This is a genomic window from Longimicrobium sp. (assembly GCA_036389795.1).
Taxonomy (GTDB): Bacteria; Gemmatimonadota; Gemmatimonadetes; order Longimicrobiales; family Longimicrobiaceae; genus Longimicrobium.
The window spans coordinates 1-15,510 of the sequence record DASVWD010000010.1; the positions used below are offsets into that span (position 1 = coordinate 1).

Annotated in this window: 14 protein-coding genes; 7 read left to right on the forward strand and 7 right to left on the reverse strand. The window is 73.3% G+C overall.

The window, feature by feature from the left end; all coding sequences use genetic code 11:
- Positions 1–249: 249 nt before the first annotated feature.
- Positions 250–1,056: a DUF3108 domain-containing protein gene (locus tag VF746_00920; GenBank protein HEX8690972.1), complete on the reverse strand. Its 807-nt coding sequence runs from the start codon at positions 1,054–1,056 to the stop codon at positions 250–252.
- Positions 1,057–1,390: 334 nt separating this feature from the next.
- Here VF746_00920 and erpA point away from each other — a divergent pair, with 334 nt between their 5' ends.
- Positions 1,391–1,774 carry an iron-sulfur cluster insertion protein ErpA gene (erpA, locus tag VF746_00925; protein ID HEX8690973.1) on the forward strand — a complete coding sequence of 128 codons (384 nt, stop codon included), beginning with the start codon at positions 1,391–1,393 and terminating at the stop codon, positions 1,772–1,774.
- A 189-nt stretch (positions 1,775–1,963) separates the two neighbouring features.
- Here erpA and VF746_00930 read toward each other — a convergent pair whose 3' ends face one another.
- Positions 1,964–2,932: a hypothetical protein gene (locus tag VF746_00930; protein HEX8690974.1), complete on the reverse strand. Its 969-nt coding sequence runs from the start codon at positions 2,930–2,932 to the stop codon at positions 1,964–1,966.
- Positions 2,933–3,336: 404 nt separating this feature from the next.
- Between VF746_00930 and nadA the strand changes: the two genes are divergently transcribed.
- Positions 3,337–4,416, forward strand: coding sequence for a quinolinate synthase NadA (nadA, locus tag VF746_00935; protein HEX8690975.1), 1,080 nt, complete (start codon positions 3,337–3,339; stop codon positions 4,414–4,416).
- 239 nt (positions 4,417–4,655) lie between these two features.
- Here nadA and VF746_00940 read toward each other — a convergent pair whose 3' ends face one another.
- The 5 genes from VF746_00940 to VF746_00960 all read right to left on the reverse strand — a co-directional run bounded on the left by VF746_00940 (position 4,656) and on the right by VF746_00960 (position 9,682).
- Complete coding sequence (locus tag VF746_00940; protein ID HEX8690976.1) at positions 4,656–5,192, reverse strand: hypothetical protein; 537 nt, start codon at positions 5,190–5,192, stop codon at positions 4,656–4,658.
- A 339-nt stretch (positions 5,193–5,531) separates the two neighbouring features.
- Entirely contained in the window at positions 5,532–7,565 is a 2,034-nt protein-coding gene (locus tag VF746_00945; protein ID HEX8690977.1) for an amidohydrolase family protein, read from the reverse strand.
- 161 nt (positions 7,566–7,726) lie between these two features.
- A complete protein-coding gene (locus tag VF746_00950) occupies positions 7,727–8,566 on the reverse strand; it encodes a hypothetical protein (GenBank protein ID HEX8690978.1) in 840 nt (279 codons plus the stop codon).
- Between the two features lie 25 nt (positions 8,567–8,591).
- Entirely contained in the window at positions 8,592–9,140 is a 549-nt protein-coding gene (locus VF746_00955) for a hypothetical protein (protein ID HEX8690979.1), read from the reverse strand.
- Positions 9,137–9,682 (reverse strand): RNA polymerase sigma factor, encoded by a 546-nt coding sequence (locus tag VF746_00960; GenBank protein HEX8690980.1) that lies wholly within the window; start codon positions 9,680–9,682, stop codon positions 9,137–9,139. The genes VF746_00955 and VF746_00960 overlap by 4 nt, the downstream gene beginning before the upstream one ends.
- A gap of 238 nt (positions 9,683–9,920) precedes the next feature.
- Here VF746_00960 and VF746_00965 point away from each other — a divergent pair, with 238 nt between their 5' ends.
- The 5 genes from VF746_00965 to larC all read left to right on the forward strand — a co-directional run bounded on the left by VF746_00965 (position 9,921) and on the right by larC (position 15,473).
- Positions 9,921–10,364, forward strand: a complete 444-nt coding sequence (locus VF746_00965) for a peroxiredoxin (protein ID HEX8690981.1) — start codon at positions 9,921–9,923, stop codon at positions 10,362–10,364.
- Positions 10,357–11,034 carry an MBL fold metallo-hydrolase gene (locus VF746_00970; protein ID HEX8690982.1) on the forward strand — a complete coding sequence of 226 codons (678 nt, stop codon included), beginning with the start codon at positions 10,357–10,359 and terminating at the stop codon, positions 11,032–11,034. Before VF746_00965 ends, VF746_00970 begins: the two co-directional genes overlap by 8 nt.
- A 401-nt stretch (positions 11,035–11,435) precedes the next feature.
- Positions 11,436–12,134 (forward strand): phosphoribosylglycinamide formyltransferase, encoded by a 699-nt coding sequence (gene purN / locus VF746_00975; GenBank protein HEX8690983.1) that lies wholly within the window; start codon positions 11,436–11,438, stop codon positions 12,132–12,134.
- A 251-nt stretch (positions 12,135–12,385) separates the two neighbouring features.
- Positions 12,386–13,978, forward strand: a complete 1,593-nt coding sequence (purH, locus tag VF746_00980) for a bifunctional phosphoribosylaminoimidazolecarboxamide formyltransferase/IMP cyclohydrolase (protein HEX8690984.1) — start codon at positions 12,386–12,388, stop codon at positions 13,976–13,978.
- 325 nt (positions 13,979–14,303) lie between these two features.
- Positions 14,304–15,473, forward strand: a complete 1,170-nt coding sequence (gene larC / locus VF746_00985) for a nickel pincer cofactor biosynthesis protein LarC (protein ID HEX8690985.1) — start codon at positions 14,304–14,306, stop codon at positions 15,471–15,473.
- The last annotated feature ends 37 nt before the right edge of the window (positions 15,474–15,510 follow it).

A 15,510-nucleotide genomic window follows, 5' to 3' on the forward strand; every position in this document is an offset into this window, starting at 1 on the left:
ATGCGCGCCCGACAGGGCCGGGACGCCGCCGCGACACGGGGTATCGTCGCGGCGGTGGCCCGGCGCGGTTGGGCACAGTCGTATCGTGCCCTACCGCGCGCGCAGCCCGGCCCGGAGCGCAGCGGAGGGACACGCCCCAAACGGCAGTGCGAAGTCCTGGGTGCGAAGTGCGAAAACGTGTGAATGCGAAAGCGCGGTGGACCGGGAGCCGATCCACCGCGCACTTCGCACCTCGCACTTCGCACTGGTCTAATCCGCGCGGGCGAGGCGGGCGGCGTCGCAGCCGTTGCTGCCCGACTCCAGCGAGAGCACCATGCGCCCGCCCACGGGCATGCTGGACTCGATGCGCACGGGGACGCGGCGGCCGTCGTCGGTGAAGTGGAGCCGCACCACGCCGTCGCCGCGGTAGTGCGCGGGGTCCTTCACCCGCATCTCCACCTCGACGGTCTGGAACGTCCCGGCGGGCACCCGGGTCTGCCCCCGCCCCACCACCCTCACCACCACCGGGTTGCGCCCTGCCTCGTAGTGGCGGTCGAGGGTGTAGGCGTCGCCGGCGGCCAGGCGCAGGGTGCGGATGAAGTAGATGAACGACAGCTCGTCGAGCGGCGCGGCGGTGGGCATGGCGCCGCCCTGGCCGCCGGCCGCCTGCCAGCGGCGCGCGCCGGGGTCCATCCGCACGTCCTGGCTGCGCGAGGCCAGCGGCGAGCGCTCGCTCTTCGTGTAGCGGTACGACGCCAGCTCCGCGGGGTCGAACCACGAGCGGGTGCGGTCCTCGACGCGCGCGGGGCCGAAGCGCCCGCTGAAGTCGAAGCGCAGCAGGTAGGTCCGCCGCCCGTTCACCGCCTCGCCGCCCTCGACGGCCATGGTGCCCGTGCCGATGCGCCCCAGCCGCGTGCTGCCGCGGTAGACGCACTGCTCGCCGGGCCCGAAGGGAAGCTCGCGCCCGCCCTCCTGCGCCCGCGCGCCGCCCGCCGCGAGCAGCGCCGCCGCGGCCAGCGCGAAGGCGAGCCCCGCCGGCTGGACGGCCTCCGCCGCGCTCTCCAGGCTCCTAGTCATGGTCTCCCCCTTGCGATTCGCTGTCCGCCCGATGTCCTTTTCGCCGGTGCAAGGTGGCGCGGCGGGAGGGGCGCGTCAGTCGGGAGCGCCTCCCCAGGCGTGTCGGGAGGGTGGAGGGCGGGGCGGTAGTCGGCTGCCCCGCCGGGTGGGACGGAAGGGGCCCGCGGCGGCGGCAGGATTGACGCTCCCGGGGCGGGCCTGCATAATTCACGTGTGAACGAACTTCTCCCGCGGCCCGGCGGTCCGGAACCTGCAGGGCGGGAGGGTTTACAAGTTGTTGTGGCAGCGGGACTTGCATTACCCGCGCTTCACCTTCTCATGCGGGGGCAAGCAGATGCAGACGGAGACGCAGAACGCGGCGGCGGACGTCCAGACCGAGGCTCCGGCCGGCCCGATCATGCTGACGGCGACGGCCGCCACCGAGGTGCGCCGCTACATGGAGGAGCAGGGCGCCGCCGAGAGCGCCGGCCTGCGGGTGGGGGTGCTCCCGGGCGGGTGCTCGGGGTTCCAGTACGGCCTCAACATCGAGGACGAGGCGGCCGACGACGACATGGTGCTGGAGTCGCAGGGGATCCGGCTCTTCGTCGACCCCTTCAGCCTGCAGTACCTGCAGGGCACCGAGATCGACTACGTGTCGACCTTCCAGGGGAGCGGCTTCACCTTCAACAACCCGAACGCCACCGGCGGCTGCGGCTGCGGCAGCTCGTTCACGGCCTGACGGCCGGACGACGGCGACGGGTCGAGGCGAGGCCCGCGGGAGCGAATCCCGCGGGCCTCGCGCTTTTGGGGGGTGCCAGGTGCCAGGATGCCGGGGCGGCTGAAGCCGCGGGCAACAAAGGCAGAAAGCCTCGCAAACCGCGCGAGGCTTCACGAACCGCATCGGCTCGACGCGGTCCTGCCGGTTCCTTCAGCGGAGCAGCGTGACGGCGAGGGTGGCGGCCACGAAGCCCGCCGCGGTGACCAGGCCCAGGAGGCGGTCCAGCCGCTCGGCGCGCTCCTCGCCCAGGCGCCCGCACAGGCGGAACGCCGTCACAGAGACCAGGATGGAGAGGAACACCGACGCCATCCCCACCAGGTGCAGCTTGTCGGCCAAGGTGAACTGCGCGGTCTCGGGGAGCGCCTGCGACACCACCAGGTAGCTCGACACCACGCCGAAGATGCTGGCCACGCCGATCCCCAGCCGCGCCTCCACGTGCCGGCACGACAGCGCCGAGGCCAGCAGCCCCACCCCCACCGACAGGAACATCACCAGGAAGCTCTTGAGGAAGATGGCCGCCCCCTCGCGGCGGACCGGGATCGCCAGCACCAGCCGGGAGTACGGCGCGTCGGTGCCGGCCGGGACGGCGGGGTCGCCCAGCGAGGTGTAGTGGTGCGTCAGCACGCGCAGCTCGGGCCTGCCGATCTTCCACCCCGGGAGCGAGACCGCCGGGTCCAGCGCCGTGAACCGGCGGTCGGGCTCGTACACCAGCTCCGCGTCCGACAGGGCGCGGTCTTCCACCTCGAAGGTCAGCTCGTGCTCGTCCAGCGGATAGTCCGCCAGGTCGAAGTTGCGGTGGAAGCGGTACCGGCAGCGGTGCTGGACGTAGCGCACCGGGCCCCTCTGCGTCCGGATCAGCACCGAGCACGGCTCGCCCGCGCCGTTCATCACCTCGAAGTTGGTGGCGTCGCGCGGGCCGTCCCAGCGCACCCACAGGTAGAAGTCGCCCTCGTACGTGCCGCTCTTCAGGTCGAAGTCGCTGAGGTCCACCACGTACACCCCCATCCACACCCGCTGCGGCTGGGCCGCCACGGGCGCCGCCAGGCAGAGCGCCCCCAGCACGGCGAGCGCGCGGAGCAGGGCCGCCCGGAACGGGCGGTGGAGAGCATGGATGGGCATGGGCGGGGCGGGAGGAAGGGAGATGGGGCGGGTGAACCAGGCGCGGAACAGGTCATCAATGGTAGGCCTGCGCGAGCGGTTCGCAAGGTGAGCGAGGGACAGACGCGCGGTCGGGCGGTTTTTCCCAACGTCTCCGTTCCGCCTCGCGCACGAGTCCCCGCCCCGCGCGCAGTCGAAGCCTCGCGCGCTCCGAACCCGCGTCCGCTCCGATGCCCGTCCGGCGAGGCTTTCTGTAGTTGTTGCCGCGGCTTCAGCCGCCTTTTCCCTGCCTTCCACCCCACCGTAAACCTTGCTTTTCTACCTCGATTTCGCGATATTCTCGTTTCGAGAAAATTGCGACCGTTCCGCTGCCGTTCGCCGGGTCGTGATCTCTCGGCAGGCCGACACCCGACACGAGGTGGAGATTGATCCAGATCGCCGACGCCCTGCGGACCCCGCTCGAGTACGCCCGCCTCTCGCGAGACGAGCTGGCCGAGCGCATCCGCCGCCGCAAGGTCGAGCTGAACGCCGTGATCCTGGGGCACAACTACCAGCGCGTGGAGATCCAGGAGGTCAGCGACTACCTGGGCGACTCGCTGGGGCTCTCGCAGGAGGCCGCGAAGACCGGCGCGGACACGATCGTGTTCTGCGGCGTGCACTTCATGGCGGAGACGGCCAAGATCCTCTCGCCCGGTAAGACGGTGCTGATGCCGGATCTCCGCGCCGGCTGCCCGATGGCCGACTTCGTCACGGGCGACGCGCTCCGGCGGCTGAAGGCGCGCTACCCCGACGCGGCCGTGGTGGCGTACGTCAACTCCACGGCCGAGGTGAAGGCGGAGTCGGACATCTGCTGCACCTCGGCCAACGCGGTGCAGGTGGTGCAGTCCATCCCGCGCGAGCGCACCATCCTCTTCGTCCCCGACCGCAACCTGGCCAGGTACACGGCCGAGAAGAGCGGCCGCCCGTACGTGGTGGCTGGGCGCGAGGGCGTGGGCGAGGTGGAGCCGGGCTCGATCGTGGCCTGGGACGGCTACTGCTACGTGCACGACGACCTGGTGCTGGACGAGCTGGCCGAGGCGAAGCGCCGCCACCCGCGCGCGCTGGTGGTGATCCACCCCGAGGCGCGCGCCGAGCTGCTGGCCCAGGCCGACTTCGTGACGTCGACCAGCAAGATGGTCGACATTGCCGAGCAGCACGACGAGCTGATCATCGGCACCGAGCGCGGGCTGATCGACCGGCTGCAGGCGCGCTTCCCCGAGAAGACGCTGGTGCCGCTCTCGGGCGCGGCCATCTGCGGCAACATGAAGGTGAACACGCTGGCCAAGCTGGCCTGGTGCCTGGACCACGAGCAGCACGAGATCGTCCTGGACGAGGACGTGCGCGAGCGCGCCGAGCTGGCGCTGCGCCGCATGCTGGACCTCTCCGGCGGCTGGCGCGCCCCTTCCGCCGAGGAGAAGGCGCTGGAGGAGGCGGGCCTGCGCAAGAGCGGCTGCGGCTGCGCGTAGGAGCCGCTGGCGGATAGAATCGAGGGAGATGCTTCCCACGCCCTCGATTTCTTTTTCTCAGCCGACGACAAACCCGGATCTCACACAGAGAAACAGAGACACAGAGAACACCCTCCCCAGCTTATTTTTCTCTGTTCCTCTGTGTCTCTGGGTGAATCCAATCTGTTCAGACCAAAGACGCGCCGCCGCCCGGGATCTCCCCGGGCGGCGGCTCGCTTTCGTGCTTCAGCCGATGACGATCAGGCGGCGCCGGTCAGGATGCACTCCATCACGCGCCAGCCGGTGCCGGTGAGGCGCAGGCTGCAGCGGAAGAACTCGGCGCCGCGGGCGTTGATGTGGAAGCCGGCCTGGATCTCGGCCGTGCGCCCGGTGATCACGGGGTCGCCCAAGAAGAACCACTGCGCGGGCCCGCCGGTGGGGTTGTAGACGTCGCCCGAGGTGCCGATGGTGCAGCTGGAGAGCGGCACCACCGGCGGCACGCTGCCGGCGAACCGGTTCAGCAGGTCGGGGCTGGGGTCGTTGTTGGCGTCGGGCCAGCCGGTGGAGACGCAGTAGGCGTCGAAGGTGGTGATCCCCTCGTTGTCGATCAGCCAGCGCAGCGTGGCCTCCTGCACGTCGATCGGGCTGGTGACGATCTCGCGCTCGGCGTCCTCGCTGAGGAGCGCGCCGTCGGGCGTGGTGAGGGCGGCCGACTCGCACGCCCAGGCGGAGGCGATCAGCAGCGCGGCCACGGCGCGGGCGCCGCCGCGCAGGGTCTGGCGGAAGTTCCGGGTCATCTTCTTCTCTCGAGTGGGTGAAACGTGGATGGAACGGAGCCGGTCCGGCCCTCGCGGGCTGCGGAGCGGCGCTGGACGTACGCGCCTCGCCGCCCCCCGGATCCGCCGGACCGCACCGCCCGCTCCCAGGCACACGGCGGGCCGCTTGTGAAAGAAAGTGCATGTTTCCACGCAAGTCGCGGCGGCGGCGGGCGATGGCCGCGCGGGGCGGGCGAATCCCGGCCGTCCGGAAGAGTCCGGAGCGGGGCGCGACTGGGACGGTCGTGGGGCGGAGGGTCCACAGCCCCGGGCCGCCAATCCGCCGTGCAGGCGCGCGGTTTCCGGGCGCCACCGGGCAGGTCAGGGCGGGAGCTTCCTCCCCCGCAGCGGACCGCTGTTCATGATGCCCAGCACCCAGGTGCCCTCGACCCGATCTCCCTGCACCGAGAGCCGTAGCTCCAGCCTCTCGCCGCCGAGCTGGGCCGCGGTCCAGATGCGGCCGCCCCCGATCACCAGCTGGCTCGCCTCCGCCTCGGGGGCGGCGCTTGAGCGGAGCCGTGCGCGCCAGGCGCCGGGCGAGCCGGCGACCTCGAGCGTGAGCGCCACCTCCTTCCGCTCGCCGCCCACGCGCATCGGCACCGGCTCCAGCTCGTAGCGGCCGGCCGGCGCGAACCCCGGCGGGAGCCGCGCCGCCTCCAGCCTGGCGACCATGTCCTGGGGCGTGAAGCTGCGGGGCTCGAGCGCCAGGGCCTTGCGGAAGTGCGCCAGCGCCAGCGCGGTGTCGCCGGCGGCCAGGTACCCCCACGCCAGCTCGCTCTCGGCCGAGGACGACTCGGGGTAGAGGTCCACCATGATCCGCCGCAGCTCGATGGAGCCCGGCCGGTCCTTCGCCCAGAGCCGCCAGGCGTAGCTCCGCAGCACGACCTCCGCGACCGGGAAGGCGCCCGGGGCCTCGGCGCGGAGGCGGCGCAGCAGGCGCGCCGCCTCGCCGCCCCGGCCCGCGGCCACCAGGCTGTCCAGGCGGTAGACCTGCGGATGGAGGGCCGACTGCACGGCCGCGACCGAGTCCCGCATCCGCTGCAGCTCTTCGCGCGCCATCCAGCGCCCCCGCGCCATCACCCCCCGCAGCCGCCCCACGTTGCGGACGTCGTCGAGCGGGCTGGCCTCCAGCAGCAGGAGGTCGGCGCGGCTCCCCGGCGCCACCGTGCCGAACGGCTCCGCGCCCTCCACGCTCCTGGCGACGAACTCGCCGGCGTTGCGGGTGGCGGCCGCGAGCGCCTGGTACGAGGTGAGCCCGGCCGCCACCAGCTCGTCCAGCTCGCGGTGCGCCGACTCGCCCGCGAAGCCGAAGATCTCGGTGTCGGTGCCCAGGAGCAGTTGCGCGCCCGCGTCCTGGAGCGCCCGCGTCAGCTTCTGGAAGCGCGCGCGCCGCGCGGTGAGGAAGGCGGCGAAGTCGGCCGGGTTCGGCCGCACGCTGCGGTTGCTGGCGGGGAGCTTCTCGCCCAGCGCGGCCGCCGACGCGTAGCGCATCTCCGGGTCCGCGAGCACGCCCGGCAGGTCCGCGATGGCGCGCAGGTAGTCGGCGTAGGCGAAGAGGTTGGGCGTCACGCTCACGCCCGCGCGGGCGACCGCGGCGGCGAGCCCGGGGATCCGCGCGTCGTCCACGTCGCCGGCCTGGAAGAACTCCTCCACGTGCGCGATGTTGGCCTGCCCGCTCCCCAGCACCGCCTCCACCCCCGCCAGGATCGGGACGTGGCCCACCACGGCGATGCGCTCCGCCCTCGCCTGGTCGGCGACCGCCCGGTACACGTCGGGGTCGAGAAAGCTGTACACCTTCACGAAGTCGTATCCCGCGCGCTTCTGGTCGCGCACGGCGGCGCGCGCGGCCTCGGGGCTCGCGACGGCCACGAACAGCGGGTTGCCGGCGGGATAGCCGTTCAGGGTGGGGCCCGCGGTGTACACGGTGGGCCCCCGCCGCGCGCCGCTCCGCACCTCGCGGCGCCACCCGAGCACCGCCGGCGAGCCGTGCAGGTTGGCGACGGTGGTGACGCCGTGGGCCAGGTACGAGACGAAGCCCTCGGTGTCGTACAGGTGCACGTGCAGGTCGGCGAGCCCCGGCATCAGGTACCGTCCCCGCCCGTCCACCCGCGCGGCCCCGGCCGGAACGGCGACGCGCGCCGCGGGGCCGACGGCGGCGATGGTCCCGCCCCGCACCAGCACGGTCTGCCCGCGCAGGACGCGCTCGCGGTCCATCGGCAGCACGTCGACGTCCACGAAGGCGACCACGCCCTCCGAATCGGGGTGCGCGGGCTGCGCGAGGGCCCGCGCGGGGGCGGCGGGCGCGGCGCCGGCCAGGGCCGCGGCGAGCACGAGCGCCGGGAGTCTCAGAATCATACCGCGTCTCCGAGCATTGTTCTGGTTCCGGACAGAAACAGACGGGCATCACACAGAGGACACGGAGGACACGGAGAGAACTTCGGTCTTCTTCTGCTGTTCCTCTGTGTCCTCTGTGTCCTCTGTGTGAGACCTTTCAGGGTGTCTTCCGCGCGCGGATCTCAGGGTCTGGCGAGCCGGATGCGGCCGCCGAAGGACTGGACGTCGAGCCGGGCGGCACCGCGGCCCAGAACGAAGGAGACGATGCCGCGGCGGTGCGGCCCCCGCGGCACGTACGGGAACTCGCACTCGAAGTCTCCCTGCACGGCCGCCACACTGACCTCGGCGTCCACCGCGCCCGTGGGGAAGACCGAGATCGGGCCGCTGTGCGTGGTCAGCTCGTAGGTGCCGCCCGGCCGCAGGGGCCCCCGGAACTCGATGGCGCCCGCCACGCTCTGCGCCCGCACGGCGCCGGCGTCCACCCCCTCCAGGACGATGTTGTTGCTGGAGCTCTCCACGTCGACCTCGCCCTGCACGTCGCGCAGGCGGATGGCGGCGTCCAGCGAGCGCGCGGTGACGCGGCCGCGCACGCCGACGACTTCGATCTCGCCCAGGATCGACTCCACGCGCACCGGGCCGCGCCCGCCGTCGATCCGGATCCGCCCCGTGTTGTTGGCGGCCGACACCGGGCCCTCGGCGCCCGCCACGTCGATGTCGGCGTCCCTGCCGCCGAGCGAGAGCCGCATGGCGCGAGGGACCGTGATCCGGTAGTCGACGGCCGCGACGCGGCGCGACTGGTGCCGGACGCGCACCAGCGAGTCCGACGCCTGCACCCGCACCGCCACGCCCGGCCCGTGCTCCGCCACCACGCGCACCGCGGCCCGGTCCCAGGTCCGCACCGTGATGCTCCCCGCCGGCACGTCCAGCTCCAGCCGGGCGTTCAGGCGGGCCGCCACCGTGGTGTCGGTGCCGCCCTGCAAGAGGGCCAGTCCCACGCAGAGCGCCGCGCAGAGGGTGAGCATGGTCGGAAGCGGGTCCCGTGGGGGGTCAGCTCTCGCGGCGCACCGCGCCGGCGGCTTGGCGCAGCGCGGTGAGCTTGTGCAGCCTCAGCTCGGCCAGGTAGGGCCCCAGCGAGGCGTTAGCCGGGTCGGAGCGCAGCGCCGCTTCGGCTTGGCGGATCGCCGCGTCGACCGTCGCCAGGCTTCGCTCGATCGTCCGCAGCGTCTCGGGCCGCAGCGTGCCGCGGCCCTCCGCCACCACCCGTTCCAGGCGCGCCACCGAGGCGCGGTACTCCGCGGTGGGCTCCCACGCCGCCGGGGCCGCTTGCGCCCTCGCCGCGGCGCCGTCCCGCGCCGCCGGCCGGGCCAGCCAGGCGTGCAGCGCGAAGCCCAGGGCGAGGCTCGCCGCCAGCGAGGCCGCCCAGGCCGCGCGCCGGAGGCTCCCGCGCCACCGAAGCCCCCGGCGGCGCCCGCCGAGGGCGGCGCCGACTTCGGGGGCCAGGCGGCTCCAGATCTCGTCCGCGGGCGGCTCCGTCCCGTCCCGGTACCGGGCGGCGGCGGCGCGCAGGAACTCCACGAAGCGGTCGTCGCGGCTCATCCTTCCCATTCTCCCGCGAAGTCGGCGAGCGCCGTCCTGAGCGCCGCGCGGGCGTCGGACAGCCGGCGCTTGGAGGTGCCCACCGGGATGCCGAGCAGCTCGCCGATCTCGGCGTGCGTGTAGCCTTCCACGTCGTAGAGCACGAACACCATCCGGTTGGGGGCTGCGAGCGCGTCGACGGCCGCCTCCAGGCGGCGCCTGAGGTCCCAGCGGGGCCCCTCGGGCTCCACCGCCACCCCGGCGGCCGCCTCGAGCGACGTCTCGCGGGTGCGGAACCGGCGGGTGCTGCGCTGCCGGTCGACCACCGCCGACACGGCGATCCGGCGCAGCCAGGTGGAGAACGCCGCCCCGCCGCGGAAGCCCGCGAGCCGCCGGAACGCCCGCGCGAAGGTCTCCTGCGTGCAGTCGTCCGCGGCGTCTTCGGGGCCCAGCAGCCGGCTCACCAGGCGGTGCACGTGGCCCACGTGCCGGTCGTACAGCTCCCGCGCCGCCCCCACGTCGCCCTGGATGGCGCGCTCGATCAGCGCCCGCTCGTCTGACATCGGGGTCTGCGCCCGGGGGGCCGGCACGGGGGCTTTCGCCGTGGGTGCGGTCGGGTTCACACCTGGTATAGACGGAGCGATGCGCGAACGGGTTCGGTGGAGCGCCCGCGCGGGGAGGGCGGACGGGGGACGCCGCAACTCGCGCGCGCCGCCGCGAAAGACGCGCCGGTGGCTTGCCCGCGCCCCGCCGGAGTGCGATTTTGCCCATCGCGATCCACCCCCAAAGCGAAGGTCGGAAATGGCCGCAGAGCTCCTTCCCGTCGGCGCGGAGGCGCCCGTCTTCCAGGCAGAGACCACGGACGGCGGGCGCGTGTCGCTGGCGGAATTCCGCGGGAAGCAGCCGGTGCTGCTGATGTTCTATCCCGAAGACGACACCCCCGGCTGCACCCGGCAGATGTGCGCCGCGCGCGACGAGGGCGCCGACTACGCCGCCGCCGGCGTGGCGCGCTTCGGCGTGAACCCGGGGAGCCTGGACAGCCACCGGGCGTTCGTGGACAGGTACTCGCTCGACTTCCCGCTGATCGTGGACCAGGACGCCGAGATCGCCCAGGCGTACGGCGTGCTCCGGGAAGAAGGCGGCGTGGGGCGCGCCACCTACCTGGTCGACCGCGACGGCCGCATCGCCTACGCCGCCCAGGGCGCGCACGGCGCCGCCGAGGTGCTGGGGGCGCTCCGTGGCTGAGGCGGCCGTGGGGAAGGGCGAGGCGATCGTCCGCGGCTTCACCGGCGGCGTCTTCGCCGAGAACTGCTACCTGGTGGCGTGCGCGCGCAGCAGCCTCGGCATCCTGGTGGACCCCGGCGCCGCCGCCCCCCAGGCCCTGGCCGAGGCGCGCCGGCTGGGGGTGACGGTCGAGCAGATCGTGCTCACCCACGCGCACCTGGACCACGTGGAGGGGCTGGCGCACGCCAAGGAAGAGACCGGCGCGCCGATCTACCTGCACCCGGCCGACCAGGAGCTGTACCGCGCGGCGCCCATGCAGGCGCAGTGGTTCGGGCTCACGCTCGAGCCGCTGCCGCCGGTGGACCGGCCGCTCGCCGAGGGCGACGTGGTGCGCTTCGGCGAGTGCGAGCTGGCGGTGCGCTTCGCGCCGGGGCACGCGCCGGGGCACGTGGTGCTGGTGGGCGACGGGGTGGCGCTGGTGGGCGACGTGATCTTCGCCGGCTCCATCGGCCGCACCGACCTCCCCGGCGGCGACTTCCCCACGCTGATGAAGTCGATCCGCGAGCAGGTGATGACGCTCCCCGACGCCACCACCCTCTACACCGGCCACGGCCCCGAGACCACCGTGGGCCACGAGCGCGTCAGCAACCCCTTCCTGGTCCCCAACTTCGGCGGCAGCCAGTTCGCCTGAGGGTATTGGCGGACATCGAAACGACAACCACGGCTTTGGGCGTGTCCCCCTGAAGGGGGCCGGGCTGCGCGCGCGGTAGGGCACGATACGACTGTGCCCAACCGCGCCGGGCCACCGCGCCCACAAAACCCCCGTGGGCGCGGCGTCCCGGCCCTCCGGGCGCGCATCCCTCACGCGGGTCGGGTGTCGTGGAGATGAGTTCCGTAGGGGCGAGCATGCGAGTCCGAAGACAGGCGGCCCCGGCGCAAGGGGCCGCCTGTCGCGCATGGGCTGGCATCCGACGGTGAGGCATGCCTCGCCCCTACGGGATTTTCGTGATCTTCCCCCTTCATCATCTCGATTGACGCTCCGTGAGGCGCCGCCTATCTTCCGCCCCCTCTTTTCCGACCCGGAGAGCCGAGTTGAGCGTTCCCGCGCGCGTCGCCGTCCTCGCCTCGGGCGGGGGGACGAACCTGCAGGCGCTGATCGACCGCTTCAACCCCGCGCCCGCCCCCGCCGCGCGCGTGGAACTGGTGGTGGCGAGCCGCGCCGGCGTCGGCGCGCTGGAGCGGGCGGCGCGCGCGGGTGTCCCGGCCGTGGTGCTCGACGTGCGGGAAGTCGGCGCCGAGGCGCTGGCCGCGCGGATGCTCGCGGCGCTGGAGGAGCACCGCATCGACTTCATCGTCCTGGCCGGCTGGCTCCAGCTGGTGCCGGCCGAAGTGGTGGAGCGCTACCGCGGGCGGATGCTCAACGTCCACCCCGCGCTCCTCCCCGGGTTCGGGGGGAAGGGGATGTACGGCATCCGCGTGCACCGGGCAGTGCTGGAGTCGGGGGTGCGCGTCACGGGCGCCACGGTGCACCTGGTGGGCGACCGCTACGACGAGGGCCGCGTCGTGGCGCAGTGGCCCGTCCCCGTGCTGGCGGGCGACACGCCGGAGACGCTGGCCGCGCGCGTGCTGGCCGTGGAGCACCGCATCCTGCCGCTGGCCGTCGAGGCCCTGGCGCTGGGCGAAGGCCCGCCGCCCGGCCCCGGCGGCCCGCTCTGCTTCGACCTGCTGCAGGCCCCCGCGCCCCCCGCCGAGTCGATCCGGGTGACGATGGCGGCGCATCACCAGGATTGAACCTGGTGTGGAGCGGACGTGTCTTGCTGGTGCGAGGTGTTCCGTAGGGGCGAGCATGCGAGTCCGAGGACAGGCGGCCTCAGCGCAAGAGGCAGCCTGCCGCGCATGGGCTGGCGCCCGCCGGTCGAGGCATGCCTCGCCCCTACGATGATTCCGGTCCGGATCGCAGCTAAGTGAGGTGGAGGGATGCAAATCTTTTCCCTTCAACGAAATAGCTTGTTTCTGATGAAGTCCTCTCTCGACGGATCGTCATGCCCAGGGCACTGCTGAGCGTATCGGACAAGACGGGGCTGGAGGCGTTCGCGCGGGCGCTCGCGGAGCGCGGGTGGACGCTGCTCTCCACCGGCGGGACGGCGCGCGCGCTGCGCGAGGCGGGGCTCGCCGTCACCGAGGTGAGCGAGGTCACCGGGCACCCGGAGATGATGGAGGGCCGGGTGAAGACGCTGCACCCCGCCGTGCACGCCGGCCTCCTCGCCCGCCGCGCCAACCCCGACGACTTGGCGCAGATGCGGGCCCAGGGCTACGAGCCGATCGACCTGGTGGCGGTCAACCTCTACCCCTTCCGCGAGACCGTCGCCCGCCCCGGCTTCACCCCCCAGGAAGCGGTCGAGAACATCGACATCGGCGGGCCGTCGATGCTGCGCTCCGCCGCCAAGAACCACGAGAGCGTTTGGGTGGTGGTCGACCCGGCGGACTACGGCCGCGTCCTCGCCGCGCTGGGCGGCGCGGACGACGTGGCGCGCGCGCTCCGGCGCGAGCTGGCGGTGAAGGTGTTCGCGCACACCTCCGCGTACGACGGCGCCATCGCCGCCTACCTGGGCGGGGCGGGGAAGGAGGAGGCCGCGGCGTCCACCGGGACCGACGGCGAGGCCGGCGGCGAGGCGTTCCCGGCGGAGGTCTCGCTGCGGCTGGAGAAGGTGCAGGATCTCCGCTACGGCGAGAACCCCGACCAGCCGGCGGCGTTCTACCGCGACACGGCGGCGCGCGGCGGGCTCCCCGGGCTGCGCCAGCTGCACGGCAAGCAGCTCTCCTTCATCAACCTGCTCGACGTGGAGGGGGCCCTCTTCGCCGTCTCCGCGTGGGACGGCGCGGAGCTGGCCGCGTGCGCCGTCGTCAAGCACACCACGCCGTGCGGGATCGCGGTGGGCGGCGACGCGGCCGAGGCGTACCGCAAGGCGCTCTCGACCGACCCCGCCAGCGCGTTCGGCTCGGTGGTGGCGTTCAACACCGAGGTGTCGGAGCGCGCGGCCGTGCTGCTGCGCCCCAACTACGTCGAGGTGGTCGTCGCCCCCTCGTTCGCCGAGGGCGCGCTGCGGCTGCTCACGGAGAAGAAGAACATCCGCCTCCTCGCCGTCCCCCGTTCGCCGGACGTGGAGGAGGAGCTCGACTTCAAGCGCGTGCGCGGCGGCTTCGTGGCGCAGCGGGCCATGCGGATGCGCTTCCCCGAAGACGCCTGGCGCGTGGTGACGAAGCGGCAGCCGACGGGGGAGGAGATGGACGACCTGCGCTTCGCCTGGCGCGCGGTGGCGTCGGTGAAGTCGAACGCGATCCTGCTGGCGCGGGGCGGGATGGCGCTGGGGATCGGGGCGGGGCAGATGAGCCGCGTGGACTCGTCGCGGATCGCGGTGATGAAGGCGCGCGACCAGGGCTTCGACCTGCAGGGCGCGGCGCTCGCCTCCGACGCCTACTTCCCCTTCCGCGACGGGGTGGACGCGGCGGCCGAGGCCGGCGTGCGCGCCATCATCCAGCCCGGCGGCTCCATCCGCGACGAGGAGGTGGTCGCCGCCGCCGACGAGCACGGCGTGGCGATGGTGTTCACCGGGCGGAGGCTGTTCCGGCATTGAACTGCAAGTGCGAAGTGCGAAGTGCGAAGTGCGCCGGCGAAAGGCGGATGAAGCCGCGGCAGCAACGGCGCAAAGCCCGCCTGCGCGGGCTCCTTCGGCGCGGACGCGGGTTCGGTGCGGGGAGGCCGGGTCTCGTCACCACTTCCTTCGCACTCACGCACTCACGCACTCACGCACTCGCACTTCGCACTTCGCACTTCGCACTTCGCACTTGGGTCACTGTCAGACTCCCCCACAGACAGACGTTTGACGGAAACCCGCGCCCGGCCTAGTTTGCCGATCCTGCAATTCTGCCACACGATGTGATCCGGACGAGGCGCGGCTGTTGCGCGGACTGATCTTCGACCCCTTCGCGGGGGTGAGCGGCGACATGACCGTCGCCGCGCTGCTGGACCTGGGGCTGCCGCTCGACTGGCTCCGGCGCTTCGTCGCCGGCCTCGGCCTGGGCGACATCCGCGTGGACGCCGAGCGGGTGATGCGCAAGGGGATCGCCTGCACGCGCCTGGTGCTGGAGCTGCCCCACGAGCACGCCCACCGGCACCTGCACCACGTGGTGAAGATCATCGAGGGCACGGGCGTCGCCCCCGAGGTGCGCGACCGCGCGGTGCACGCCTTCACCCTGCTGGCCCACGCCGAGGCCGAGGTGCACGGCACCACCCCCGAGCGCGTGCACTTCCACGAGGTGGGCGCGCTGGACGCCATCGTCGACATCCTGGCGTCCGTGGCGGGCGTGGCCGAGCTGGGCGTCGGCGAGTGCTACACGCGCCCCGTGGCCCTCGGGCGCGGGTGGGTGGACATGGAGCACGGGCACTTCCCCGTGCCCCCGCCCGCGGTGCTCAAGTTGTTGCGCGGCATACCGGTAGCGGACCCGGAGCTGGAGGGCGAGTGTACGACGCCCACCGGCGCCGCCCTGGTGGCGGCGCTCACCGGCGGCCGGCCCGCCCCCGCGGTGTTCACCCCCCTGGCCAACGGCTTCGGGGCGGGCGCGCGCGACCCCGGCGACCGCCCCAACTGCCTGCGGCTGGTGCTGATCGAGCCGGCCGGTGACGGCGAATCGGCGGTCCTCGTCGTGCAGTGCGACGTGGACGACCTGCCGCCCGAGTACGTGCCGCCGCTGGTGGAGGCGGTGCTGGCCGCGGGGGCGCTGGACTGCACGGCCACCCCGGTGGCGATGAAGAAGGGGCGCCCGGGGCTGCGCGTGGAGGCGCTCGCGCCGCCGGCTAAGCTCGACGCGGTCAGCGCGGCGCTCTTCCACGCGGGCTCCTCCATCGGCGTGCGCTACTGGCCCGCCGAGCGGGTGGTGCTGCCGCGCCGCGTGGAGACCGTCACCTGGCGCGGCGAGGAGATCCGCGTGAAGCGCTCGGCGCTCCCCGGCGGGGGCGAGCGGGCCAAGCCGGAGTTCGAGGACGTGGCGCGGGCCGCGGCGCGGCTGGGGATCACCCCGCTGGCCGCCTACCGGGCCATGCTGTCGGAGGGCGTCGCGGCCGAGGGCTGACGGCGTCCCTGCGGTGCTCTCCCGCTCCCACGAGCGG

What these genes read in the sequence shown, in the direction of transcription:
- VF746_00960 (HEX8690980.1), bottom strand. Translation starts at nt 9,682, where the DNA reads ATGTCAGACGAGCGGGCGCTGATCGAGCGCGCCATCCAGGGCGACGTG.
- VF746_00955 (HEX8690979.1), bottom strand. Translation starts at nt 9,140, where the DNA reads ATGAGCCGCGACGACCGCTTCGTGGAGTTCCTGCGCGCCGCCGCCGCC.
- VF746_00940 (HEX8690976.1), bottom strand. Translation starts at nt 5,192, where the DNA reads ATGACCCGGAACTTCCGCCAGACCCTGCGCGGCGGCGCCCGCGCCGTG.
- VF746_00930 (HEX8690974.1), bottom strand. Translation starts at nt 2,932, where the DNA reads ATGCCCATCCATGCTCTCCACCGCCCGTTCCGGGCGGCCCTGCTCCGC.
- VF746_00950 (HEX8690978.1), bottom strand. Translation starts at nt 8,566, where the DNA reads ATGCTCACCCTCTGCGCGGCGCTCTGCGTGGGACTGGCCCTCTTGCAG.
- VF746_00965 (HEX8690981.1), top strand. Translation starts at nt 9,921, where the DNA reads ATGGCCGCAGAGCTCCTTCCCGTCGGCGCGGAGGCGCCCGTCTTCCAG.
- purH (HEX8690984.1), top strand. Translation starts at nt 12,386, where the DNA reads ATGCCCAGGGCACTGCTGAGCGTATCGGACAAGACGGGGCTGGAGGCG.
- VF746_00920 (HEX8690972.1), bottom strand. Translation starts at nt 1,056, where the DNA reads ATGACTAGGAGCCTGGAGAGCGCGGCGGAGGCCGTCCAGCCGGCGGGG.
- VF746_00945 (HEX8690977.1), bottom strand. Translation starts at nt 7,565, where the DNA reads ATGATTCTGAGACTCCCGGCGCTCGTGCTCGCCGCGGCCCTGGCCGGC.
- erpA (HEX8690973.1), top strand. Translation starts at nt 1,391, where the DNA reads ATGCAGACGGAGACGCAGAACGCGGCGGCGGACGTCCAGACCGAGGCT.